28 protein-coding genes are annotated in these 24,013 nt (G+C 31.4%); 17 read left to right on the top strand and 11 right to left on the bottom strand.

The genetic code is table 11. The features are described from left to right. Nucleotides 1–6: 6 nt before the first annotated feature. The gene (locus ACVC08_RS19880; RefSeq protein ID WP_452596971.1) at nucleotides 7–687 is read left to right on the top strand and encodes a peptidoglycan-binding protein LysM; all 681 of its coding nucleotides are present in this window, start codon (nucleotides 7–9) and stop codon (nucleotides 685–687) included. 6 nt (nucleotides 688–693) lie between these two features. Here ACVC08_RS19880 and ACVC08_RS19875 read toward each other — a convergent pair whose 3' ends face one another. The 3 genes from ACVC08_RS19875 to dnaA all read right to left on the bottom strand — a co-directional run bounded on the left by ACVC08_RS19875 (nucleotide 694) and on the right by dnaA (nucleotide 3,427). Beyond that, nucleotides 694–1,410 carry an SAM-dependent methyltransferase gene (locus ACVC08_RS19875; protein WP_452596970.1) on the bottom strand — a complete coding sequence of 239 codons (717 nt, stop codon included), beginning with the start codon at nucleotides 1,408–1,410 and terminating at the stop codon, nucleotides 694–696. Between the two features lie 113 nt (nucleotides 1,411–1,523). Next, nucleotides 1,524–1,985 carry a low molecular weight protein-tyrosine-phosphatase gene (locus ACVC08_RS19870; RefSeq protein WP_452603377.1) on the bottom strand — a complete coding sequence of 154 codons (462 nt, stop codon included), beginning with the start codon at nucleotides 1,983–1,985 and terminating at the stop codon, nucleotides 1,524–1,526. Between the two features lie 14 nt (nucleotides 1,986–1,999). Next, nucleotides 2,000–3,427 (bottom strand): chromosomal replication initiator protein DnaA, encoded by a 1,428-nt coding sequence (gene dnaA, locus ACVC08_RS19865; protein ID WP_452603376.1) that lies wholly within the window; start codon nucleotides 3,425–3,427, stop codon nucleotides 2,000–2,002. A 215-nt stretch (nucleotides 3,428–3,642) separates the two neighbouring features. On the opposite strand from dnaA, the gene ACVC08_RS19860 reads away from it, so the two are divergent. Continuing rightward, complete coding sequence (locus ACVC08_RS19860) at nucleotides 3,643–4,038, top strand: acyl-CoA thioesterase (protein ID WP_452603375.1); 396 nt, start codon at nucleotides 3,643–3,645, stop codon at nucleotides 4,036–4,038. On the opposite strand, the gene ACVC08_RS19855 is transcribed toward ACVC08_RS19860, so the two are convergent. The 5 genes from ACVC08_RS19855 to ACVC08_RS19835 are packed head-to-tail and all read right to left on the bottom strand — an operon-like array spanning nucleotide 4,035 to nucleotide 7,673. Next, nucleotides 4,035–4,655, bottom strand: a complete 621-nt coding sequence (locus ACVC08_RS19855) for an IMPACT family protein (protein WP_452603374.1) — start codon at nucleotides 4,653–4,655, stop codon at nucleotides 4,035–4,037. The genes ACVC08_RS19860 and ACVC08_RS19855 overlap by 4 nt on opposite strands. Before the next feature lies 1 nt (nucleotide 4,656). Next, on the bottom strand, nucleotides 4,657–5,517 hold the full coding sequence (locus tag ACVC08_RS19850; RefSeq protein WP_452603373.1) for an EamA family transporter: 861 nt from the start codon (nucleotides 5,515–5,517) through the stop codon (nucleotides 4,657–4,659). Then, on the bottom strand, nucleotides 5,514–6,125 hold the full coding sequence (locus ACVC08_RS19845; protein ID WP_452603372.1) for an HAD family hydrolase: 612 nt from the start codon (nucleotides 6,123–6,125) through the stop codon (nucleotides 5,514–5,516). The genes ACVC08_RS19850 and ACVC08_RS19845 overlap by 4 nt, the downstream gene beginning before the upstream one ends. A gap of 52 nt (nucleotides 6,126–6,177) precedes the next feature. Next, on the bottom strand, nucleotides 6,178–7,215 hold the full coding sequence (gene ribD / locus ACVC08_RS19840; RefSeq protein WP_452603371.1) for a bifunctional diaminohydroxyphosphoribosylaminopyrimidine deaminase/5-amino-6-(5-phosphoribosylamino)uracil reductase RibD: 1,038 nt from the start codon (nucleotides 7,213–7,215) through the stop codon (nucleotides 6,178–6,180). 2 nt (nucleotides 7,216–7,217) lie between these two features. After that, nucleotides 7,218–7,673 carry an LEA type 2 family protein gene (locus ACVC08_RS19835; protein ID WP_452603370.1) on the bottom strand — a complete coding sequence of 152 codons (456 nt, stop codon included), beginning with the start codon at nucleotides 7,671–7,673 and terminating at the stop codon, nucleotides 7,218–7,220. Nucleotides 7,674–7,727: 54 nt separating this feature from the next. Here ACVC08_RS19835 and ACVC08_RS19830 point away from each other — a divergent pair, with 54 nt between their 5' ends. The 5 genes from ACVC08_RS19830 (at nucleotide 7,728) to ACVC08_RS19810 (ending at nucleotide 12,917) form a co-directional block, all read left to right on the top strand. Next, nucleotides 7,728–8,219, top strand: a complete 492-nt coding sequence (locus ACVC08_RS19830) for a GNAT family N-acetyltransferase (protein ID WP_452600105.1) — start codon at nucleotides 7,728–7,730, stop codon at nucleotides 8,217–8,219. 141 nt (nucleotides 8,220–8,360) lie between these two features. Further along, the gene (prmC, locus tag ACVC08_RS19825) at nucleotides 8,361–9,239 is read left to right on the top strand and encodes a peptide chain release factor N(5)-glutamine methyltransferase (RefSeq protein WP_452603369.1); all 879 of its coding nucleotides are present in this window, start codon (nucleotides 8,361–8,363) and stop codon (nucleotides 9,237–9,239) included. Nucleotides 9,240–9,332: 93 nt separating this feature from the next. Beyond that, the gene (locus ACVC08_RS19820; RefSeq protein ID WP_452603368.1) at nucleotides 9,333–9,914 is read left to right on the top strand and encodes an LOG family protein; all 582 of its coding nucleotides are present in this window, start codon (nucleotides 9,333–9,335) and stop codon (nucleotides 9,912–9,914) included. Between the two features lies 1 nt (nucleotide 9,915). Next, nucleotides 9,916–11,910: an NAD-dependent DNA ligase LigA gene (gene ligA / locus ACVC08_RS19815; protein WP_452603367.1), complete on the top strand. Its 1,995-nt coding sequence runs from the start codon at nucleotides 9,916–9,918 to the stop codon at nucleotides 11,908–11,910. Nucleotides 11,911–12,197: 287 nt separating this feature from the next. Then, nucleotides 12,198–12,917: a hypothetical protein gene (locus tag ACVC08_RS19810; RefSeq protein WP_452600110.1), complete on the top strand. Its 720-nt coding sequence runs from the start codon at nucleotides 12,198–12,200 to the stop codon at nucleotides 12,915–12,917. On the opposite strand, the gene ACVC08_RS19805 is transcribed toward ACVC08_RS19810, so the two are convergent. The 3 genes from ACVC08_RS19805 to ACVC08_RS19795 are packed head-to-tail and all read right to left on the bottom strand — an operon-like array spanning nucleotide 12,909 to nucleotide 15,027. After that, on the bottom strand, nucleotides 12,909–13,289 hold the full coding sequence (locus ACVC08_RS19805; RefSeq protein WP_452603366.1) for a DoxX family protein: 381 nt from the start codon (nucleotides 13,287–13,289) through the stop codon (nucleotides 12,909–12,911). The genes ACVC08_RS19810 and ACVC08_RS19805 overlap by 9 nt on opposite strands. A gap of 52 nt (nucleotides 13,290–13,341) precedes the next feature. Then, nucleotides 13,342–14,259 carry a bifunctional metallophosphatase/5'-nucleotidase gene (locus ACVC08_RS19800; protein ID WP_452603365.1) on the bottom strand — a complete coding sequence of 306 codons (918 nt, stop codon included), beginning with the start codon at nucleotides 14,257–14,259 and terminating at the stop codon, nucleotides 13,342–13,344. Nucleotides 14,260–14,268: 9 nt separating this feature from the next. After that, nucleotides 14,269–15,027, bottom strand: a complete 759-nt coding sequence (locus ACVC08_RS19795) for a 5'-nucleotidase C-terminal domain-containing protein (protein ID WP_452603364.1) — start codon at nucleotides 15,025–15,027, stop codon at nucleotides 14,269–14,271. 164 nt (nucleotides 15,028–15,191) lie between these two features. On the opposite strand from ACVC08_RS19795, the gene ACVC08_RS19790 reads away from it, so the two are divergent. The 10 genes from ACVC08_RS19790 (at nucleotide 15,192) to ACVC08_RS19745 (ending at nucleotide 24,011) form a co-directional block, all read left to right on the top strand. Next, a complete protein-coding gene (locus ACVC08_RS19790) occupies nucleotides 15,192–15,713 on the top strand; it encodes a DUF6913 domain-containing protein (protein WP_452603363.1) in 522 nt (173 codons plus the stop codon). 2 nt (nucleotides 15,714–15,715) lie between these two features. Beyond that, nucleotides 15,716–16,594: a 4-hydroxy-tetrahydrodipicolinate synthase gene (gene dapA / locus ACVC08_RS19785; protein WP_452603362.1), complete on the top strand. Its 879-nt coding sequence runs from the start codon at nucleotides 15,716–15,718 to the stop codon at nucleotides 16,592–16,594. Nucleotide 16,595: 1 nt separating this feature from the next. Further along, entirely contained in the window at nucleotides 16,596–17,519 is a 924-nt protein-coding gene (locus ACVC08_RS19780; protein WP_452603361.1) for an ion channel, read from the top strand. A 139-nt stretch (nucleotides 17,520–17,658) separates the two neighbouring features. Next, nucleotides 17,659–18,459, top strand: coding sequence for an outer membrane protein assembly factor BamD (locus tag ACVC08_RS19775; RefSeq protein ID WP_452599652.1), 801 nt, complete (start codon nucleotides 17,659–17,661; stop codon nucleotides 18,457–18,459). Between the two features lie 12 nt (nucleotides 18,460–18,471). Beyond that, a complete protein-coding gene (locus tag ACVC08_RS19770) occupies nucleotides 18,472–18,795 on the top strand; it encodes a DNA-directed RNA polymerase subunit omega (RefSeq protein WP_452599651.1) in 324 nt (107 codons plus the stop codon). Between the two features lie 15 nt (nucleotides 18,796–18,810). Next, on the top strand, nucleotides 18,811–20,022 hold the full coding sequence (coaBC, locus tag ACVC08_RS19765; protein ID WP_452599650.1) for a bifunctional phosphopantothenoylcysteine decarboxylase/phosphopantothenate--cysteine ligase CoaBC: 1,212 nt from the start codon (nucleotides 18,811–18,813) through the stop codon (nucleotides 20,020–20,022). Next, nucleotides 20,015–20,902, top strand: coding sequence for a type IX secretion system protein PorD (porD, locus tag ACVC08_RS19760; protein ID WP_452603360.1), 888 nt, complete (start codon nucleotides 20,015–20,017; stop codon nucleotides 20,900–20,902). Before coaBC ends, porD begins: the two co-directional genes overlap by 8 nt. Before the next feature lie 69 nt (nucleotides 20,903–20,971). After that, nucleotides 20,972–22,624, top strand: coding sequence for a DNA repair protein RecN (gene recN / locus ACVC08_RS19755; RefSeq protein WP_452603359.1), 1,653 nt, complete (start codon nucleotides 20,972–20,974; stop codon nucleotides 22,622–22,624). 17 nt (nucleotides 22,625–22,641) lie between these two features. After that, entirely contained in the window at nucleotides 22,642–23,160 is a 519-nt protein-coding gene (locus ACVC08_RS19750; RefSeq protein WP_452600074.1) for a hypothetical protein, read from the top strand. A gap of 29 nt (nucleotides 23,161–23,189) precedes the next feature. Then, nucleotides 23,190–24,011, top strand: a complete 822-nt coding sequence (locus tag ACVC08_RS19745; protein ID WP_452603358.1) for an enoyl-ACP reductase FabI — start codon at nucleotides 23,190–23,192, stop codon at nucleotides 24,009–24,011. The last annotated feature ends 2 nt before the right edge of the window (nucleotides 24,012–24,013 follow it).

Genomic DNA, 24,013 nt, shown 5'->3' with positions numbered 1-24,013 from the left:
AAAATTATGAACAAAAAGAGTAGTGCAAGTTTATTATTACTAGCGATTACAATTTGTGTTTTAATTGTTGTGTCGCTATCAACAGAAGAAAAGTTAAATCATACAGAAGTAGAATATTATTCTACGAAGGGGTTAAATTTAGATTACTCAGTTAATCAAGATGCCTCTAAAGACATTGCGTTTCTGGGAGAGAAAGAAGAAACGTATACACTAGAGCTTGGAAAGTCGTTTTTAGGATTTAAAGAAGCTATAGGGTTTAAAGAGTCTCAAAATAATTATTTCTCAGTTAATACTTTAGGCTATCTAGGTAAGTACCAATTTGGTAAAAGTACACTTAAGTTAATAGGTATTAACAATGCAAGTCTGTTTTTAAAGACGCCAGAATTACAGGAAAAAGCTTTTATAGCTAATACACAGCGTAATAAGTGGGTATTAAGAAGAGATATTAAGCGTTTTGAAGGAAAGTATGTTAATGGTGTTAAGGTTACAGAATCTGGAATTTTAGCAGCAGCTCATTTGGCTGGGCCAGGAAGCGTAAAAAAATACCTTAGAAGCTATGGGAAAAGAGGTTTTTCAGATGCGTATGGAACTTCAATAAGGTCATACATGAAACGCTTTTCTGGATATGATACATCGGTTATAAAACCAAACAAAAGACCTAAAGTGTCTTTAAAGCTTAAAGCATAAGCATTTTTAATTTTTATGAATTATAAATAAGGTTGGTCTTTTATGAAGGTCAACCTTTACTTTTTTCCATGCGTTTGCAGGCATGGTTTTTATGTATTCGCTAGGTAGCGTAATATCGCAAGCAACACAAATAGCAGTGTTGCCATTTAAAATATTACATAAATCTTCTAACATTTTGTTGTTTCTATATGGCGTTTCAATGAATAATTGCGATTGATTTTGTTCGAAAGAAAGACGCTCTAATCGTTTCAACTCCTGTTTACGCTCACTTTTATCAATAGGTAAATAACCATTAAAAGCAAAGCTTTGCCCATTCATTCCAGAGCCCATCATTGCTAATAAAATAGAGGAGGGGCCAACCAAAGGAACTACTTTTATGTTGTTTTCATGGGCAATTTTAACAATATCTGCGCCAGGATCTGCTACCCCTGGGCAGCCTGCTTCAGAGATTACACCAACATTTATTCCTCTTTTACAAGGTTCTAGATAGCTAGGTAACTCACTTACATCTGTAAATTTATTTAAAGGAAATAATGTTAAAGAAGACTGTTGTTTTCCAGAACTTATTTTTTTTATGAATCGTCTGGCTGTTTTTTCGTTTTCAACAATATATGTATCTACCTGTTCTATAATTTTCTTTACAGTTAAAGGGAGTACGTTTAAAGGTTCTGTATCACCTAAAGTTGTTGGAATAAGATATAACGTGCCATAAGAATTATTCATAGTAGTGTATGTTTAGGGGATTTTACTGTTAGTAAAGTTAATGAAAAGAAAATAAATTAAATGGAGACTAGACTGTATAGTTAAAAGAAACATGAGAATCTTTCACTTCTTTCTTAGTCATTACTTTTTAATTTATTGGCTATAATATTACAGGCTTCATCAAGCATTATATAAACATTATTAAATCCTGCGTCTCCTCCATAATAAGGATCTGGAACATCTAGATTTTCGCCAGGAACACTTTCGTTTAAAATTAATTTCACCTTGTTTTTATCTTGGTTATTTCTAGCTAATCGAATAATATTTTTATAATTAGAATTATCCATGGCGTAGATATAATCAAAACGGTCAAAATCTATTGTAGTAAACTGTCTGCCTCTTTGGTTGTTAATATCTATTCCGTAATCTCTGGCTATGGCAATAGAGCGTTTATCGGGTTTTTCTCCTATATGATAATTACTGGTTCCTGCAGAATCAACAAAAAAAGAATCTTCAGGAAGTTTAGATTTTAAAATACCTTCCGCTAGTGGAGAGCGACAGATGTTCCCGAGGCAAACCATTAGTATTTTTGTCATTTAAAAAAGGTGTATTAAACAGATAGTTTTTTAGTAAGATCTTCAACGTATTTTCTAAATTGCTTATCAGTAGAAGATAAGTTGTCTACAGTTTTACAAGCATGTAATACAGTAGCATGATCACGTTTCCCTATTTGAGAACCAATACTAGCTAAAGAGGCTTTTGTAAATTTCTTAGCAAAAAACATAGCCAGTTGTCTTGCTTGCACAATATGACGTTTTCTGGTTTTAGATTGTAATGTATCTACATCCATTTGGAAGTAATCTGAAACCACCTTTTGAATATAATCTATAGATACTTCACGCTTTGTGTTTTTAACAAATTTTTCTACAACTTGTTTAGCTAAATCTATATTTATTTCTTTTTTATTGAAAGAAGATTGTGCAATTAAAGAGATAATAGCGCCTTCTAATTCTCTAATATTAGATTTTATATTTTTAGCAACATATTCTACAATATCATTAGGCATCTCAACACCATCACGATATAGTTTATTCTTTAAAATAGAAACACGAGTTTCAAAATCTGGAGTTTGTAACTCTGCAGATAAGCCCCATTTAAAACGAGATAATAAACGCTGTTCTATGTCTTGCATGTCTACAGGTGCCTTATCACTAGTTAATATAACCTGTTTACCGTTTTGGTGTAAGTGGTTAAAAATATGGAAGAAAACATCTTGTGTTCCAGATTTTCCAGATAAAAACTGTACGTCGTCAATAACTAAAACATCTATAAGTTGATAGAAGTGAATAAAATCATTTCTATTATTCTTTTTAACAGAATCTATGTATTGCTGTGTAAATTTTTCTGCAGAAATATATAAAACAGTCTTTTCAGGGTATTTATCTTTAATATTTACACCTATAGCGTGTGCTAAGTGTGTTTTACCAAGACCAACCCCACCAAATATTAATAATGGATTAAAAGAAGTTCCTCCTGGTTTTGCAGAAACAGCTAAACCAGCACTTCTTGCTAAACGGTTAGAGTCTCCTTCTAAAAAATTATCGAAATTATAATTTGGATTAAGCTGAGATTCAATTTTTACATTGCGAATACCAGGTATAACAAACGGATTACGTAATTCAGGATTTTTGTTGTTTAATGGAACATCTACATCCTGTGCTTTTACAGCAGTTCTATTAGAACTTGGTATTTTTTCTGTAAACGGTTGTTTGTTACCATAGGTGTTTTCCATTTTTATAATGTAAACCAGTTTAGCGGTTTCACCTAATTCTTTGGTAAGAGCTACCTTTAATATTTTTACATAATGCTCTTCTAGCCATTCGTAAAAGAATTTACTAGGCACTTGTATACTCAAAGCATTATCAGTTAGCTTAACTGCTACTATCGGTTCGAACCAAGTTTTGTATGCTTGTGGTTGAATGTTGTCTTTTATAAAATTTAGACAGTTATTCCATACCGATTGCGCAGTTATACTCATTTGTTATTAAAATACTTTTATTGTTAGTTGTTTAACAGTACAGATATAAGGGGCAAAAACTGTGCTGTTTTATAGCGTGACAAATATGTGAACAAATTTCTAAAAAAAAAAATCATTTGCTATTGATTTTGTAGTTTTTTTTCCTCATGTTTAACACCTCTGTAAGCTACAAAAAATAATTGAACATAGAGGGGTTAAAAGTTGAAAATTGTAATATGAAAATTGATGAAATAGAAATACGGGTTAGGTATGGCGAAACCGACCAGATGGGAGTAGTGCATCATGGTAATTATGCGTTATATCTAGAAATGGGACGTATAGAATGGTTGAGAAAGTTTGGCTTGTCGTATAAAAAAATGGAAGAAGAAGGGATTGGTTTACCAGTAGTTTCATTACAAGTAAATTTTAAAAAATCTGCGTTTTATGATGATGTTATTAAAGTGAAAACAATACTTAAGAAATTACCTACGGCAGTAATACAATTTGATTATGAGATTGTAAACAACTCAAATGAAATTATTGCCACTGCAAATACCGTTTTAGCTTTTATAGATTTAAAAACAAAACGACCAGTTCGCCCACCTAAATATCTTATAGATGTTTTAAGTTAATTGTCTAGAGTTTTAATGTCTACTTTATATAAAGTATTAAAAATGGCTTCAATTTCTGAAGCCTTTTTTTTGCGAACAGAAATTGTTATTTGGCAGTTTAATTCTAGTTTTTGAGCAATAATGTTAATATTTTTTTCTTTTATAACGCGCATTACTTTATTCATGTTTGCATAATCGAAAGTTATTAAAAACTCAATATTTATAGTTCGTTCTACAATAGCTGAAGCTTCTAAAGCTAATTGTGCTCCGGTACGGTAAGCATTAATTAAACCTCCAACACCTAATTTTACACCACCAAAATAACGAACAACAACAATTAGTACATTAGTAACATCGTAAGATTGTATTTGTCCATAAATGGGCATTCCTGCACTATTACTTGGTTCCCCATCATCATTTGCTCTGTATTTTATAGCATTAGCTTCGGTACCTAATTGGTAAGCATAACACCAATGCCTAGCCGAATGGTGTTGTTTTTTTAAGGCGTCTATATTTGTTTTAACATCTTCCTCTGTAGAAATAGGGAATGCATACCCGTAAAACTTACTATTCTTATCCTTAAATAGTGTCTCTTCAGAAGGGGTTATAATTGTTTTATATGTGTCTTTTGTTTCCAAATTATGTACTTGCTACTAATAGTATACTAATAACGGCTAAGGCAATACCTAGCCAATTCTTTTTAATTAATCGTTCTTTAAATATTATAATGCCTAATATAGTAGATAACATAACAATTGCCACATTATTAATGGTAAATACTGTAGAACTATTTAAATCTTGATTTTGTAACGCCTTTAATAAATAAACAATAGAAAAATAGTTTGGGACACCTAATAATATACCACCTACAACGTTTTTCCATTTAAAATTAAAATCTCGTTTAATAATTAAAGTTACGAAACCTATTATTCCAGCAAAACTAAAGACCATTGCAGAAAAATAAGGAACTTCCTGTTGAGATAGGTAATTTGTTTCCATATATTTAATAAATGTATCTATAATTCCTGAACCTATAAATAATAAAATAGGATAGATTAAGGTTTTTTTATTAAAAGGAATAGTATTACTTTTTTCTTTAACAGAAGTAAAATATACAGCCAAAAGCGCTATAATAATACCCAAAACTTTTAAAAGGCCTAATTGCTCTTTGTACACAATAACAGCGAATAGAATAGGAATTACTACAGACATTTTACCAGAAACAGAAGCTACAGACAAACCATTTTTTTGAGCGGTAAGAGCCATTAAGTTAAAAATAAAAATAAATAGGAAACCTAACGCTACTGCGCCAATAAACCATGGTTTTTCTGGAACAATACTAAAGTTAACTTTGCCGTTGTAAAATAGAAATCCACAAGTGCCAGCTACAATATAATTTACTATTATAGCATGTAGTGTATTTACATTGTATTTTTCAAAATATTTAAAAACTACGTAGAGCGAGCTCGAGAATAAAATGCTTAATATTAGATTTATCAAAACAAATTGCTTTTAATAGAAAATAAATTTACTACATCTTGCGTTTTAGGGTCGTTGTTCCAAACATTAATTCCTAATTTATGCGCAGCCTCTGTGTTTTCTTTGGTGTCATCTATAAATAAACAGGCTTCAGGTTTTAGGTTGTTTTCTTTTAAAACAAAATTGTAAATATCTGCATTGGGTTTTCTATACCCTATTTCATGAGATAAATAGAATGCATCAAAACTATTTTTAAATGCTTCGTAAAAAGGAACATGTTGTTTAATACTATCTATATGTAATTCATTTGTATTACTTAATAATATAAGCTTGTATTTTTTGTCCTTTGCTAGTTGTTGAATAAAATCTAATCTATGCGGAGGGAAATCGCATAAAATATAATTCCAAGCTTCAATAATTTCGTTTTTTGATAATTTAGGAAAATTGTAACAATAAAATTCTAAGAATTCTGTAGTATCCATAAAACCTTGTTCATATAAAGCGTTAACAGCAATCATATCTTCAGGGAATTCATCCAACTCAAATAATTCTAAAGCGTTAGTCATTGCACCTTCTTTATCAAGGTTAATAAATACATCTCCAAAATCGAAAATTAGTGTCTTAATCATATTTATTTCCGTAAAAACGGTAAGCTTTGTTGTCTACAAAATGTAGGGTTATTTAATTTGTATTTGTGTATACTTTAAGTGTGTCTTCTTTAAGTTGTGTTTTATAAAGCAATTGTCCAGAAAACTTTGGTGCTTTTATACCTTCTTTAAATTGAGTGGTTCCAGTGAAAACTCGGGCTTCATCCCAAAGGTTTTCATTTATAAAAGTTTGAAGCGTTTTCGAGCCACCTTCAATAATTATAGAGTTAATATTTCTATCATATAAAACATTACAAATTTGATGCGCAATAGCATTATGTTTACTAAAATCTATAATAGCACTATTGTTTTTGTCTTCATGTTTAGAGCTAATAATTAATGTTTCTGCTATGGTGTTAAAAACAGAAAAGGTAGTATTTAACTTTAAATCTTTGTCTATAACAACTCTAAGTGGTTGTTGACCTGTCCAATCTCTAACAGTTAAACTAGGATTGTCTTGTATAACAGTATTAGTACCTACAAGAATGGCCTGTTCTTCTGCTCTCCATTTATGTACCAATTGGCGCGATATTGTATTAGTAATCCAAACAGGTTTTATTTCTTTTTTTATGGTAGGAGCAATAAAACCATTGCTAGTTTCTGCCCATTTTAAAATAACATAAGGACGTTTTTTGTTATGAAAAGTAAAAAAACGCTTATGATGAATTTTACATTCATTTTCTAAAACACCTACAGTAACATTACAACCATTACTTTGTAACTTTATAATGCCTTTTCCAGCAACCTTGCTATGAGTATCTACAGTACCAATAACAATATTTGGAATGTTATGAGCAATAATTAAATCGCTGCAAGGCGGTGTTTTTCCGTAATGAGAGCAGGGCTCTAATGTAACATAAAGCGTAGCTTCTTTTAAAAGCGATTTATCTTTTACAGCATGTATAGCATTAACCTCTGCATGATTGCCTCCGTATGGACTAGTATAACCTTCCCCAATAATTTTATTATTATGTACTATAACACAGCCAACCATAGGGTTGGGTCTAGAGCTACCTAAAGCATTTTTTGCAATCTCTATACAGCGGGTTATGTGAAATTCGTGAGTAGACACAATTATAATTTAACTTTTACGTATTCGGTTTTATCTATAGCATAACGGTGCGAAAACCCCATTACTTTATATTTTAAATCTCCAATATATTGCACTTTCACTTTCTTACTTAAAATACTATTAAGTAGTCCGCCAAGATTATCTAAGTTGAATATTTTATTGGATGGAATATTCGTTTTTAAAGGGATAGAAAATTCTTTTTTTGCAGGAACCTTGAAGGCTTCAGAAGATACTGTTGCCATTTCCACATCATTAATAAGTACTTTTATACCTTCAGTTTGTAACTCTCCTCCAATATCGTTAGGATTAATAAAAAAAGCATCAGCACGAAGTGTAACATATTCTGGAGTAGATTCTACTACTTCTATGTTTTCAACTTTTAAGAATAGAGACTTTTCATTTACAGAGCAACTTAAAAAAGTTACAATAATTGTTGATAACATTATAAGTTTCTTCATTCCACTTTTTTTCGAATTCATGTATCTTCACAGGCGTAAAAATACTATATTAAAGTGAGTAAAAATAATATTGTTATTAGAGAAATACAGGCAAAAGATAATAAGCAAATAGAAGCAGTTATTAGAGATTGTTTTCCAGAATTTGGCTTGCCTTTGGTAGGTACGGCTTATGAAGATGACGAAACACCAAAAATGTTTGAATCGTACCAAAACAATAATGATGTGTATTATGTTGTAGAAGATAATGGAGAAATCATTGGAGGAGGAGGCGTAAAACCTTTGAAAGATTTTGAAGGCCATGTGTGCGAAATACAAAAAATGTACTCTGCACCCAAAATGAGGGGAAAAGGCTATGGAAAACTATTATTTGAGAAATGTTTAGAATCTGCAAAAGCACTAGGTTACAAACAATGCTATTTAGAATCGGCATCACAATTAAAAGCAGCCATACACATTTACGAAAGTTACGGATTTAAACACCTAGACAAACCATTAGGCAACACAGGGCATTACTCGTGTGGTGTTTGGATGATTAAGGATTTGTAGAAAGTTACTTTATGTAGTAAGCGCTTGGCATGAGAGCGAAAGAGAAAAGAAAAAGTGAGTGAGTATAGAATATATTTTACATTACAGATAGATAGAATAATTTAATTTTAAAGGCTATAAACAGCCAACAATAATAACCAAATGAAGTTAAAAGACTTAGAACAACTATTTCATAAAGAATTAGACGCTATTTATGGACCAGAAGAAGTATTTAGCTTCTTTTTTATCTGTTTAGAATCGTTTTATAACATTTCGCGCTTACAATTAGCAACAAATCCAGAATTATCGATAACAAAAGAAGAGCAAACCCCCATTTTTGATGCGTTAGAGCAGTTAAAACAACAAAAACCCATTCAGTATATAATTGGGAAAGCCCATTTTTATGGCATGTCGTTTAAAGTTAATACCAAAACACTAATACCAAGAGCAGAAACAGAAGAAATTGTAGACGGTATTATTAAAGAAACCATTAGAGAGATTGGGTTGGGTAACTTAAAAGCCCCAGTACATATATTAGATATAGGAACAGGAAGTGGGTGTATAGCAGTAACGCTAGCAAAACAACTACCAGAAGCAGAAGTGCAAGCCATAGATGTATCTAAAGAAGCCCTAAAAGTAGCAGAAGAAAATGCAAAATTAAATGACGTAAAAGTAAACTTTACAGAAGCTAATATATTAGAAACAAAAACCTTAGTAAACGATACTAAATTCGATATCATAGTATCTAACCCGCCTTACGTTAGGGAAATGGAAAAGCAACACATGCGACCAAATGTACTAGACAATGAGCCGCATTTAGCACTGTTTGTAGATAACGATAACCCTTTAGTGTTTTATAAAGCTATTACCGAATTTGCAGAGCAAAACTTAAAACCTAATGGCATGCTGTATTTTGAAATTAACGAATACCTAGCAAACGAAATGATCACTTTAGTAATAGACTATAACTTTACTAATGTTTCGGTAAAAAAAGATATGTTTGGTAAATATAGGCTGCTTAAGGCTACAAAAAGTGAATAGAATCCTAATTATAGTAAGAGATAAATAATAAAATTCCCGTTGGAATATATCCTGAGTGCTGACGAAGGTAGGGAATGAAAAATAAAGATTTTTATGAAGAGCATTGCAGTATTTTGTGGCGCAAGCTTAGGAAACGATGAGCAAATTGTTTCTACCGCCTATACATTAGGAGAAACATTAGCGAAACAAAATATAACGCTAGTTTATGGAGCGGCAAAAATTGGTATTATGGGACAAGTTGCAAATGGAGCTACAGATGCTAATGGTACAATCATTGGCGTAATACCAGAGTTTTTAAAAGCTAAAGAAATTGTACATAACAAATTGTCTGAGCTTATTGTAACCACTAATATGCATGACAGAAAAGTACTTATGTATGAGAAATCTGATGGGTTTATGATAATTCCAGGAGGTTTTGGTACTATGGATGAGTTTTTTGAAATAGCAACTTGGGGACAATTAGGCTTACACACTAAACCCATTGGCATTTTAAATATAAATGGCTATTATGATGCTTTAATTGCACAATGCGACACCATGGTAGCACGTGGGTTTTTAAAACAAGAACACAGAGATGCTATTGTAATAGATATAACAATAGAAGGACTTTTAGAAAAAATGAATAATTTTAAACCATTACCAGCACCAAAATGGTTGAAAAAAGAGGGATTGTAAAATGACTATAGAACAACAAATAAACGCACTAAGAGACGAATTACGTGAACATAATTATAATTATTATGTGTTAGATAATGCAACTATTAGTGATTACGAATTCGATATAAAATTAAAAGAGCTACAAACTCTAGAAGAAGCACATCCAGAATTTTACGATGCCAATTCACCAACGCTAAGAGTAGGAGGAGAGGTCACCAAAAACTTTAATACTGTAGTACATGATTATAGAATGTACTCTTTAGATAACTCATACTCTTTAGAAGACTTAAAAGACTGGGAAACCAGAATTAAAAAATTAGTAGATGGAGACATCCAATACACTTGCGAACTTAAATACGATGGTGCATCTATAAGTTTAACCTACGAAAACGGTAAGCTATTACGCGCTGTAACACGAGGAGATGGCTTTCAAGGCGATGAGGTGACTGCAAACATAAAAACCATAAAATCGGTACCGTTACAATTAAAAGGCGATTATCCGCCAAAGTTTGATATTAGAGGCGAGATTATTTTACCATTCGATGGCTTCAATAAAATGAACGAAGAACGTATAGCAAATGGAGAAGAACCATACCGAAACCCTAGAAATACAGCATCAGGAAGTTTAAAGCTGCAAGACAGTGCAGAAGTCGCTAAGCGTCCTTTAGAATGCCTATTATACAATTTAACAGGCGAAAACTTAGGTGTAGACTCCCAATTTAACAGCTTAGAAAAAGCTAGAGCTATGGGTTTTAAAGTACCAGAAGCTGCGAAATTAGTAAATTCTATAGATGAGGTTTTCGAATTTATAAACTATTGGGATACGGCAAGGCACAACTTGCCTTACGAAACCGATGGCGTTGTTGTAAAAGTAAATAGTTTGTTCCAGCAAGACGAGTTAGGCTACACCTCTAAGGCGCCACGTTGGGCAATGGCCTATAAATTTAAAGCAGAACAAGTATCTACTAGGTTAAACTCTATTACCTATCAAGTAGGAAGAACAGGAGCGATAACACCAGTAGCAAACCTAGAACCAGTAGAGTTAGCAGGCACAACAGTAAAACGTGCCTCGTTACACAATGCAGACCAAATAGCTAAGTTAGATATAAGAGTAAATGATGAGGTGTTTGTAGAAAAAGGAGGAGAAATAATTCCTAAAATTATTGCGGTAGATATAACTAAGAGGTCAGTAGATTCTAAGCCAACAGAGTATATTACCAATTGCCCAGAATGTAATACAGTATTAGAACGAATAGAAGGAGAAGCAAAGCATTATTGTCCCAATTATAATGAATGCGAACCTCAAGTAATAGGCCGAATTCAGCATTATATTTCTAGGAAGGCTATGGATATAGAAGGTTTAGGAGGGGAAACAGTTGCACTTTTAGTAAAAGAAGGTTTAATTTCTAATTACTCAGACTTATACGAACTAACAGTAGAGCAACTATTGCCATTAGAACGTATGGCGGAAAAAAGTGCAGAGAACTTAGTAAATGGAGTAGAAGCGTCTAAAACTATACCTTTTGAAAATGTGTTATTTGCATTAGGTATTCGTTTTGTGGGAGAAACAGTAGCAAAAAAACTAGCCAAACATTATAAAACAATTGATGCTTTAGCGGCAGCTACAATAGAAGATTTAGAACAAGTAGACGAAATAGGAATAAAAATAGCGCAAAGTGTTGTAGCATTCTTTTCAGTAGAAGCTAATGTGGCTATCGTTGAGCGTTTAAAATCTTTTGGAATACAATTGGAGATTTCTGCAGAAGAATTAGCAAACCAAACCAACAAATTAGAAGGCTTATCTTTTGTTGTATCGGGAGTTTTTGAAACAGTATCTAGAACAGAACTTAAAAAGTTAATAGAAGGTAATGGTGGTAAAAATGCATCTTCAATATCATCGAAAACAAATTATGTTGTAGCAGGTGATAAAATGGGACCAAGTAAAAAAGAGAAAGCAGAAAAATTAGGAGTTACTTTATTAACAGAAATCGAGTTTTTAGAATTATTAAAATAACACTGCTTTACTGTTAAGTTGTTGATTTATAATATGTAGTACACACCAATTAATTGACATTAAAATAGATTTTTAGCATAAAAACATTAAAGAGGTCTTTTTTTAAGGATGTGTGTAATGTATTGATTTCTAAGTTTTTGAGGTTTTTTATGCATAAAAACAAGAGAATTTTTAAGTATTTTATAAAAAAAACGTTAAAACACTTAAGAACCGACAAAAAGATGCTTTTTATCGGCTAAGTGCTTTTTATTCATATATTTGCACTCCCTCCCCCAAATCTGTGCGTAATGAAAGTTGATCGATTTAAGTTGATTAAAAGGGCCGTTGTGTTTCTGGCTGTTTTATTTATTGTAAGTGTTTTGTTTGGTTTTACTTTAGTATCTACCATTATTAAAGCATTTATATTTCCTATGTTTTTATACTTGTATCTCTCTGAGGCTGAAGCGAAAAGTAAATCGTTTATAGGATTTTTAGCTATTTTTTCAATAGCAGGTATTTATGCAGTAATCGTGGCGTTAAATGCTACATTTTACTCGCATTTGGGTAGTATACCCTATGTGGTAGCTTACATTTGTTTGTTAATTTATATAATAAAAGGATTTAATTTTAAAGAATTATTTAAGCGTTTTAAATACTACTTATTGGTGCTAGTTGCATTTAATACCTATGTTATTTTTATATTAAATCAAATGATTTTAGAAGACGAATCCTTACAAGTTAACACGCTGGAATTCATGTTCGAAGGCATGTATAACTTATGTGTTCTATTAGTGCTTTCGTTCTCCCTATTAAACTACCTGTACCATGACTCTAAAACAGGGTTTCTACTATTTGTAGCTAGTGTATGTATTGTTTTCTCAGAGATGGTACAGGTCGCTTATATTTTTATATCTGCCGATTATGTTTTAAATGTAGCCTATTCTACATTATTAATTATTGGGTTTTACTTTGTATATATGTATATAGAAATAAAAATTAATAATAAAAACTATAGTTTATTATCCTAGTTTTAAAAAAGGAATGTCTTTTTTGTAGAAAAATAATGTTATCGCAGATAGTATAAAAGTAATAACAGCAGTGGCAAATAAAACACCGCCATCGCCTTTAACCTCAATACCTAATTGTGTTAAATGCATCATTATTGCGCCACCAATTATGCCAAGAGTTAATAAAGCTCCAGCCCAAACTGTTTTAGGTATTAAAAGCAATAGCCCTGCAATTAACTCTAAAACACCAATGCCAATTCTACCTATAGGTTCTAAACCTACAGTCTCAAAAATATAAACACTGTCTGGGTGAGCGGTAAATTTAAAACGTAAGGTTTGTATTGATATAACAGCAATAATTAATCGTAAGGCAAATAATAGTTTAGTTTTCATAATATTTTTTGTTGATTATTTACTATAACTAGTAGTTGCTTTTATAAATACCTTACACTATAATGGAAGTGCCGTCTGCCGATTTGTTTTTTTCTGAATCAAAATAGAAATCTATTCTGCCTAAATTAATACCATAACAGCCTACTTGATTTACTAACACATTTTTACCTTCGCTATTTTGAGCAACCGTTGGTTTTGGTAGAAATGTATGCGTGTGGCCTCCAATAATTAAATCTATATCTTTTGTAGATTTTGCTAAATTTAAATCGCATATTTTGTCTGGGTTCTTTTTGTAATAATAGCCTAAATGCGATAAGCAAATAATAAGATCGCAAGCTTCCTGTTCTTTAAGAATGCGTGTCATTTCTTGAGCACTCTCAATAGGATCTAGGTACTCGGTTTCTTTGTACATTTTTTTATCTACTAAACCGTCAAGTTTAATACCTATGCCAAAAACACCAATTTTAATTCCATCTTTAATAAAAACCTGATATGGTTTTACATGCGTATCCATTACAGTATTTTTAAAATTGTAGTTAGCCGAAAGAAATTGAAACTTAGCATGTGGTAATTGTGCGTATAAACCATCAATGCCATTATCAAAATCATGATTTCCTATTGTGGCAGCATCATATTTCATTTTAGACATTAACTTAAATTCCAATTCCCCGCCATAATAGTTAAAATAGGGAGTTCCTTGAAAAATATCTCCTGCATCTAACAATAAAGTGTTCGCATTTTCTTTACGAATCGATTCAACTAAGCTAGCACGTCTAGCTACACCACCTTGGTTTGCATTACGTGCAGCATCTGGCGCAAAAGGATCAACATGACTATGCACATCGTTAGTATGTAAAATAGTAATTTTTTTTAGCCTTGGAGCAGCGCCAAAAGATTGTAACCCAAAACCACCAATAGTTACTAAAGCAGTTGCAGCTGTCGATTGTTGTATAAATGTTCTACGTTTCATTTGTGTCTATTATTTGGTTTGAGTAAATCTATCATCTATAACGGGTTTAATAGTATCTACTCTTTTAAAGTAATCTATCATGGCGTTCCGAATTTTATAGTCTAAAACATATAAGCTGTCATTAGGTCTAAAAAAACGCATTCTATCTCCGCCGCTATATAAGTAGTCGTTTGTAGCAATGTAATATGTTTTATTGGTATCAATAGCTTTTCCGTTTATTAAAGCTTCAGTAATGTCGTAATTTTTGTCTAGCGTTAATTTAATACCATTAACAGGGTGGGCGCGTTTGGCTTTACTTAAATAACACATCATACTATCTACTTGTTGCCCTTTTAATGCGGCAACAACAATACTATTTTCAAAAGGCATTACTTCAAAAGCAGTTCTTGTTGTAATATTTCCTTTAGAAATAATAGAACGAATACCACCGTGGTTTAATATAACAGCGTCTATGTTTTTACCTGTTCGTTTATTAAAAACAAAATTACCTTGCTCATAAACAATGTCTGCCATTAAATTACCAATAGCTGTGTTAAGGTCTCCGTTACTTTTAGAATAAGTTTCTGGAGCGTAAGATATAACCTCATTCATATCGTTATTAACCTTGTCTCGATAAGGTTTTATAATAGCTTCTACACTTTGATCTATTTTAAGCGTATCCTTAATAGAAATTTGTTTTCCTTCAATTTTAGTAATAACCAAGGGCTCTTCTTTGCAAGCAAAAAAGTTTAAAGCTATTAAGAATACAAAAATGGTGTTAAGTTTCATTGGTTTGCGTTTTGTAAATTATTGGTTTTGTAAAATTTGCTAAGACATATAATAGTAAAAAACTAACAAGCTGTTTAGCGCATTTTTGTAATACTAAACTTATTGAAATTAGGTAAAGTATTTAACCGTCTTTTGCTATTTTTGTAGCAAAGCAATAAATATAAATGATTTTAAAAGGATTTAAAGAAAAATCTAATAAAAAGTATATTAATAAAACAGTAAGCGAAAGAGTTGTTGTTACCTCTAAAAGCAAGGTGCAGCATGTAGGTATACTTGTAAATAATAATGAGCCAGTAGATTATAAGTGGTTTAACACAATAAAAGACGTGTTAAATATAACTAATAACGCAATTGAAGTTATTGCATTTACCAATGATAAGAAAAAAGACGAAAGTAATGCACTTATTTCTACTTACGATGTAAGCGATTTAGGCTGGAATGGAACGATTAAAGATACTAAGCTAAAAACATTTATAAATACAAATTTCGATCTTTTAATAAGTTATTATACAGATAATAATACACCATTAAAGCTATTAACAACGGCCTCTAAAGCAAAATTTAAAGTCGGTATACTACAAGAAGACGAACGTATTAACGACTTGATAATAAAAACAGAATTAAACGATTTTAAAACATTTAAAATTGAATTAGAAAAATACCTTAAAATATTAAATAAACTATAATAATGAAGAACCCCTTTGTAGGCACAGGAATAGCTATTGTAACGCCGTTTAAAAAAGATTTAAGTGTAGACCATGAAGCACTAGCAAATATAGTAGAGCACAATATAAAAAATGGTGTAGACTATATTGTAATAAGCGGTACTACTGGAGAAAGTGTAACCGTTACTAAAACTGAAAAGCAAGAAATTATAAAAACCATTAGTAAAACGAACAATGGTCGTGTTCCATTGGTTTTAGGAATAGGAGGAAATAATACAGCAGCAGTAATAGAGGAAATTAAAACAACAGATTTGTCTTTATTTGAAGGTATACTATCTGTATCACCCTATTATAGCAAGCCAACACAAGAAGGCATTTACCAACATTTTAAAGCTATAGCAGAAGCTTGCCCTGTATCTATTATTTTGTATAATGTACCAGGTAGAACAGCTTCAAACATGACACCAGAAACTATTTTTAGGTTAGCAAGCGATTTTGAAAATATTGTAGCAGTAAAAGAAGCAGGTAATAATGTTGCGCAATACCTACAATTAATAAAAGGAAAACCAGAAGGCTTTGGTATTATATCTGGAGATGACGATTTAGTGTTAGGTGTAACCTTAGCAGGAGGAGATGGTGTTATATCTGTAATAGCACAAGCTTTACCAAAAGACTTTTCTAAAATGATTCAACTAGGGTTAGAAGGAAAAGCAAAAGAAGCCTATGCTATACATTATAAACTAATGGATATAATAAGTTTAATATTCTCTGAAAATAACCCGGCAGGAATAAAAGCAGTTTTTGAAGCATTAAATCTATGTAACGACACCGTTAGATTGCCTTTAGTACCTGCAACAGAAGCATTAAAAACTAAAATTAAAGTAGCTTTAGAAACCATATAATTTGGGAGAAAAAATAAAAGATCCAGGATTTGGAACGTATTCCAACAAGCACGCTAGACGAATGGTTAATAGCGATGGGTCTTTTAATATAAAAAGAGTAAATAAACCAAGACGATTATTAGAAACATATCATTACTTAATTAATGTGTCTTGGTTTAAATTGTTTTTATTAGCAGCACTAGCATTTCTTATAGTAAACATTCTATTTGCAGTAATATATTTAATTATAGGAGTAGAACAAATAGCCAAGCCATCTGGCGATGCATTACAAGATTTTTTTAATGCTTTTTTCTTTTCATCCCAAACCTTAACCACTTTAGGATATGGTGCTATGGCGCCAAAAGGTATAGCTAGTGGAGTTGTGTCTTCTTTTGAAGCCTTTTTGGGGCTCTCTATGTTTTCTTTTTTAACAGGACTTATTTATGGACGCTTCTCTAAACCTAAAGCTTCAATAAGATTTAGTGAAAATATTGTACTTAGGGATTTCGACCATACAAAAGCAATTATGTTTAGGTTAGTAAACAACCGCTCTACAGTAATGATAAACCCAAAAGTAACAGTAACATTATCATTTACTAAACTAAATAATATTGGAGAATATGTGCGCTCTTTTTACGCTCTAGAGTTAGAACGAGATACAATTACTTATTTACCTACAACGTGGACAGTAGTTCATGAAATAAATGAAGATAGCCCATTGTACCAATTAACAGATAAAGATTTAGTAAAAGGTAATGGCGAATTGTTAGTTATGATTAGTTATTTTGATGAGTCATTCGATCAAGAAGTATATCAAATGCACTCTTATATGCTAAGCGAACTTAAAATAGATTATAAATTTTCTCAGGCCTACTATTACAATAAAGAAGGCGAAATGGTTTTAGATTATGATCTTTTCGATAAAATAGAGCGCATTACCATGTAATATAGTTACAGTAATAGCCGTTAAAAGTTAAATAATACTTAATCTCAATTTAAAACCCTTTGCAAATAGTATTTTAGCCAATAAATTATATTTTTAAATTACATATAAATAGCGTAATTTTGCGTCTTGTTAAAAAATTATGAAAAACAGTTTTTACATCTTATTATTAGTTTTATCATTTAGCTCTTGTAACGAATATCAAAAAGCGTTAAAATCTGAAGATATTACAGAAAAGTTTAAACTTGGTGAGCGACTTTATAACGAAGGTAAATATAACAAAGCCAATAGGTTGTTTGAGCAAATAATACCAAAGTACAGAGGGAAGCCACAAGCAGAGAAATTAATGTTCTTAAATGCGAATGCATCTTACGAAATGGAAGAATATTATATCTCTGGTTACCATTTTGAGCGTTTTGTATCTGCGTATCCAAATAGTGAAAAGCTTGAAGAAGCAATGTTTAAAAGCGCAAAAAGCTACTATCAATTATCACCAGTATTCTCTAAAGATCAAGAAGATACAGTAACAGCTTTAGAGAAATTACAAACATTTGTTAATGTATACCCAGAATCTAAATACCTAGCAGAAACTAATAAATTAGTAAAGGAATTAGAACTAAAACTAGAAGAAAAGGCCTATAGCATAGCAAAACAATATAATCATATATCAGATTATCAGGCATCTATAGCGTCTTTTGATAATTTTATTATAGACTTTCCTGGTTCTTCATTTAGAGAAAAAGCCTTATTTTACAGATTCGATTCTGCATACCAATTGGCAACTAAAAGTGTAGAATACAAAAAAGAAGTTCGTTTACAAACAGCTAAATCATATTATACAACATTTAAAAAAGCATATGCTAACTCTGAATTTATTGAAGAAGCAGAGGAAATGTATAATGATATCGAAAAGCAATTAGAAAAGTACAATACAAAAAGTTAATATAACTATATTATGGATTTAAAACAGATTGATGCACCTTTAAGTACTACAACGTACAACAGAAATGCAGTTGATGCTCCAACAGATAATATCTACGAAGCAATTTCTATTATTTCTAGAAGAGCAGAACAAATCAATTCAGAAATTAAAAAAGAACTTATTGAGAAGTTAGAAGAATTTGCTACTTACAATGATAGTTTAGAAGAAATTTTTGAAAACAAAGAGCAAATTGAAGTCTCTAAATTCTACGAAAAGTTACCAAAGCCACACGCTTTAGCAGTTCAAGAATGGTTAGACGATAAAATATATCATAGAAATACAGAAGCAGACAAATAATACTAAAACAAAAGTATGTCTATATTAAGTGGCAAAAATATACTACTGGGCATTAGCGCTGGTATAGCTGCTTACAAAACAGCTTCACTAGTAAGAGGATTTATTAAAGCAGGCGCCAACGTAAAAGTTGTAATGACGCCTGCTTCTAAAGATTTTGTAACACCTCTTACCTTATCTACACTCTCTAAAAACCCTGTAAGTTCAACCTTTTACAATGAGGAAGACGAAAATGCAGTATGGAATAATCATGTAGAACTCGGTCTTTGGGCAGATTATTTTATAGTAGCACCAGCAACAGCCAACACATTATCTAAAATGGCAAATGGGGTTTGCGATAATTTATTACTAGCAACCTATCTTTCTGCAAAATGCCCTGTGTATTTTGCGCCAGCAATGGATTTAGATATGTACAAGCACCCTTCAACACTAAATACATTTAAAACCCTTGAGCGTTTTGGAAATATCATGATTCCTGCAACCTCTGGAGAATTAGCAAGTGGATTAGTTGGGCAAGGCCGTTTAGCAGAACCAGAAGATATTGTTACCTTTATAGAAAATGATATTTTAGGAAAATTACCATTACGAGGAAAAAAAATACTAATAACAGCAGGACCTACATACGAAGCTATAGACCCTGTACGTTTTATAGGAAATCATTCTAGTGGTAAAATGGGGTTCGAAATTGCAAAAGCAGCAGCAAACCTAGGAGCAGAAGTTGTATTAGTAACAGGACCAACATATCAAAAAGTAGCACACAGTCTAATACAAGTACAACCAGTAATTAGTGCACAAGATATGTACGATGCAGCTCATGAACATTATAATACTGTAGATGTAGCCATACTTTCTGCAGCAGTTGCAGATTATAGACCAAAAGAAGTTGCAGATAAGAAAATAAAAAAGAAGGAAACAACGTTAACATTAGAGTTAGAAAAAACAAAAGATATATTAGCTTCTTTAGGAGCCGTTAAAACAAAGCAATTATTAGTAGGGTTTGCCTTAGAAACCAATAACGAGTTGGAATTTGCAAAAGGAAAACTAAAAAAGAAGAATTTAGATTTAATTGTATTAAATTCGTTACAAGATAAAGGCGCTGGTTTTAAAGGAGAAACAAATAAAGTGACTATTATTGATAATAAAGATAATGTAACCGCGTATACATTAAAATCTAAAGCAGAAGTAGCTATAGATATAATGAACGAAATAATAACAAAATTAGATGCGTAATATTTTAATCCTTTTATTATTGTGTGTTGTCTCACTTGGGAGTGCGCAAGAGTTAAACTGTAATGTTGTAGTTAATGCACAATTAACAGGAAATGAAAACCTACAGTTGTATAAAACACTAGAAAACCAATTAACAGAGTTTGTAAATAAACGAAAATGGACAAAAAAAACAGTTGGTTTACAAGAACGTATAGACTGCAATATTGTTATAAACGTTACAGAAAACTCTGGAGAGAACTTTAAAGCAGGCATACAAGTACAATCGTCAAGACCAGTATTTGGATCAAGCTATACAACACCAGTTTATAATATAAACGACAAGGATTTTAACTTTAGATATGTTGAATTTCAGAATTTAATATATAACGAAAACCAATACGAATCTAACTTAATATCGGTACTAACATTTCATATTTATATGATTTTAGGTATGGATGCAGATACGTTTTCTAAAGATGGAGGTACAGAATATTATACACAAGCACAAAAAATAGTTAACTACTCACAACAAGAAAATTTTAAAGGGTGGAAGTTAGAAGATGGGTTACAAAGTAGATTTGCATTAATAGATAATATTTTATCGCCAACCTATAGAGAGTTTAGAGAAGTAATGTATAATTACCACAGAAAGGGGTTAGACATTATGGGAGACAACGTAAAGGGCGGAAAAAGTGAAATAGCTACAGCATTATTGGCCTTTAAAAAAATGAATAATAGACGCCCAAACTCATATCTAGCAAGAGTGTTTTTCGATGCTAAGTCAGACGAGATAGCTAGTATATACACAGGAGGGCCAAACGTAGATGTAGCAAATTTAATAGACGTACTTAATAGAGTAGCTCCAACGTATTCCAGTAAATGGAGAAATATAAAATACTAATATAATATAGTATTAAAATAAGGTTATAACCTAAAAGCAAGACGTATAATTTTATACATTACTTAAAATATGTTAACCTCACTAACTATAAAAAACTATGCTTTAATAGAGCATCTACAAGTAGATTTTAATACAGGCTTTACTATTATTACAGGAGAAACAGGAGCAGGAAAATCTATTTTACTAGGAGGTCTATCTTTAATCTTAGGGAAAAGAGCAGATTTAAGTAGTTTAAGAGATAAAAGCAGTAAATGTATTATAGAAGCGGTATTCGACGTAACAAACTATAACTTAGAAACACTATACAAAGCTAACGATTTAGATTACGAATCTCAAACCATTATAAGGCGAGAAATATTACCTTCAGGAAAATCTAGAGCATTTGTTAATGATTCTCCAGTAAACCTTAGTAGTTTACAAACACTAGGAGCACGCTTAATAGATATTCATTCGCAGCATGAAACACTTCAATTAGTAGACGATGACTTTCAATTTCAAGTTATAGATGCTTTAGCCGATAATAAAAAAGGATTAGAACAATACAGTGCAAAACTGTCTATTTATAAAACTCTTAAAAAAGAGTTAACCACACTAATAAAATTTCAAACCGAAGCCATAAAAGAGCATGACTATAATGCCTTTTTATTAAAAGAACTAGTCGACGCTAATTTAAAAGAAAATGAATTAGAAGGCTTGGAAGAGGAGTACGAAATTTTAAACAATGTAGAAGTACTACAAGAAAAATTAACAACCGCGAACCAATTATTAAGTGAAGAGCAAATAGGTATTTTAAATACTTTAACGGAGTTAAAGAACACATTACAAAATGCTTCAACACTTTCAACTAAATACACAGATATATATAATCGTGTTAATAGTAGCTTAATAGAATTAGATGATGTTTTTGGGGAGTTAGAAGACTTTCAAAATAATTTAGACGTAGACCCTCAGCGCTTAGCAGAAGTAAGCGGTAAATTAACCGTACTTAATAATTTAATGCAGAAACATGTGGTAAACACCGTTTCAGAATTAATAGAAATAAGAGACACATTATCTCAGAAAGTATCAGATACAGAAAATATAGATGCTACAATTAAAGCTAAAGAAGCAGAAATAGCTACCGTAACATTAGCCTTAAATACACTAGCAGAAAAGATACATAAAAAACGTTCGGCAGCTATTCCAAAGCTAAAGAAGCAACTAGAAACCATTTTGTCTAGTTTAGGAATGCCAAACGCACAGTTTGATATAAGTTTAGAATTAGTAGATACCTATTATAATAATGGTAAAGAAGTATTAAACTTTTTGTTTTCTGCTAACAAAGGCGGGCACTTTAATCCATTAAAAAAAGCAGCATCTGGCGGAGAGTTATCTAGAATTATGTTAGCCATAAAATCTATTTTAACCCAATATATAAATTTACCAACCATTATGTTCGATGAAATAGATACAGGAGTATCTGGAGAAATATCAAACAAAATGGGAGATATTATGGCGAAGATGAGTGCAACAACGCAAGTATTTAGCATTACACATTTACCACAAATTGCAGCAAAAGGACATACACACTTTAAGGTATATAAAGAAGATGTAGATAATATAACAGTTACAAACCTCGTAAAATTAAATCATGACGATAGAGTTGTTGAAATAGCACAAATGCTAGGAGGTGTAGATTTATCGAGTTCTGCTATAGCACATGCAAAACAATTATTGAATTAATAGTATCTTTGAAGAATATGGATGAGTTTAACCACGCAGAAGATTTACTTTTTGAAGTTGATAACCTTATATCTAAAAATAACATTGTAGAAGCTAAAGATTTGCTCTATAAAGTTTTATTAGATTATCCAGATTATAGCAAAGCGCATAATCATTTAGGATGGATTTATCATTTAAAAATGAATAATTATACTAAAGCTGAAACACATTTTAAATTAGCATTAAAATATGCTAATAATTACCATTCTCCTTATATTAATTATTCATACTTTTTAGTAGATATAAATAAGTATGACGAAATGATAAAATTTGGAGAAGAAGCTTTAAAAATAGAGGGGATAGATAGAGGTACAATATATAGCTTAATGGGTAAAGCATTCGAGCTTAGAAATAATTTAGAAATAGCGTACAAATACTATAAGTACTCTAAAATAAATTCGACAAATCATAGTTTTATAGAAGAAATAAATGCTTCTTTATATAGAGTTAAGAATAAAATGAATAGTTTTCAAAAAATTAAATTTTTATTTAAATAATATAACAATCGACTAAACATAAAAACAGTATGTCATACAATTTACTAAAAGGTAAGAAAGGAATTATTTTTGGTGCATTAGATGCTAATTCTATAGCATGGAAAACTGCAGAACGTGTACATGAAGAAGGAGGAGAGTTTGTATTAACAAATGCACCTATAGCAATGAGAATGGGGCAAATAAATGAATTAGCCGAAAAAACCGGATCTCAAATTATACCAGCAGATGCAACCTCGGAAGAAGATTTACAAAACCTTGTAGAAAAATCTATGGAGATTTTAGGAGGTAAAATAGATTTCGTATTGCACTCAATAGGAATGTCTGTAAACGTACGAAAAGGAAGAGTGTATACAGACCAAAAATACGATTGGACACAAAAAGGAACAGATGTTTCAGCAATGTCTTTTCATAAAGTAATGCAAACACTTTACAAAGCAGACGCAATGAACGAGTGGGGAAGCGTAGTAGCATTAACATATATGGCTGCACAACGTGTATTTCCAGATTATAATGATATGGCAGATAACAAAGCTTATTTAGAAAGTATAGCACGTAGTTTTGGTTATTTCTTTGGAAGAGATAAAAAAGTAAGAGTAAATACTATTTCTCAATCACCGACACCAACAACAGCAGGACAAGGCGTAAAAGGATTTGATGGATTTATAGCCTATGCAGATAAAATGTCTCCTTTAGGAAACGCAACAGCATTAGATTGTGCTAACTATACAGTAACATTATTTAGTGATTTAACAAAGCGTGTTACATTACAAAACCTTTATAACGATGGAGGATTTAGTAACATGGGCGTTAGTGATGCTGTTATGGATGCTTTTGTAGGAACAGAAGAATAAAC

This window comes from Pontimicrobium sp. MEBiC06410, from assembly GCF_053601615.1.
This window is presented reverse-complemented; position numbering and strand designations above follow the sequence as displayed.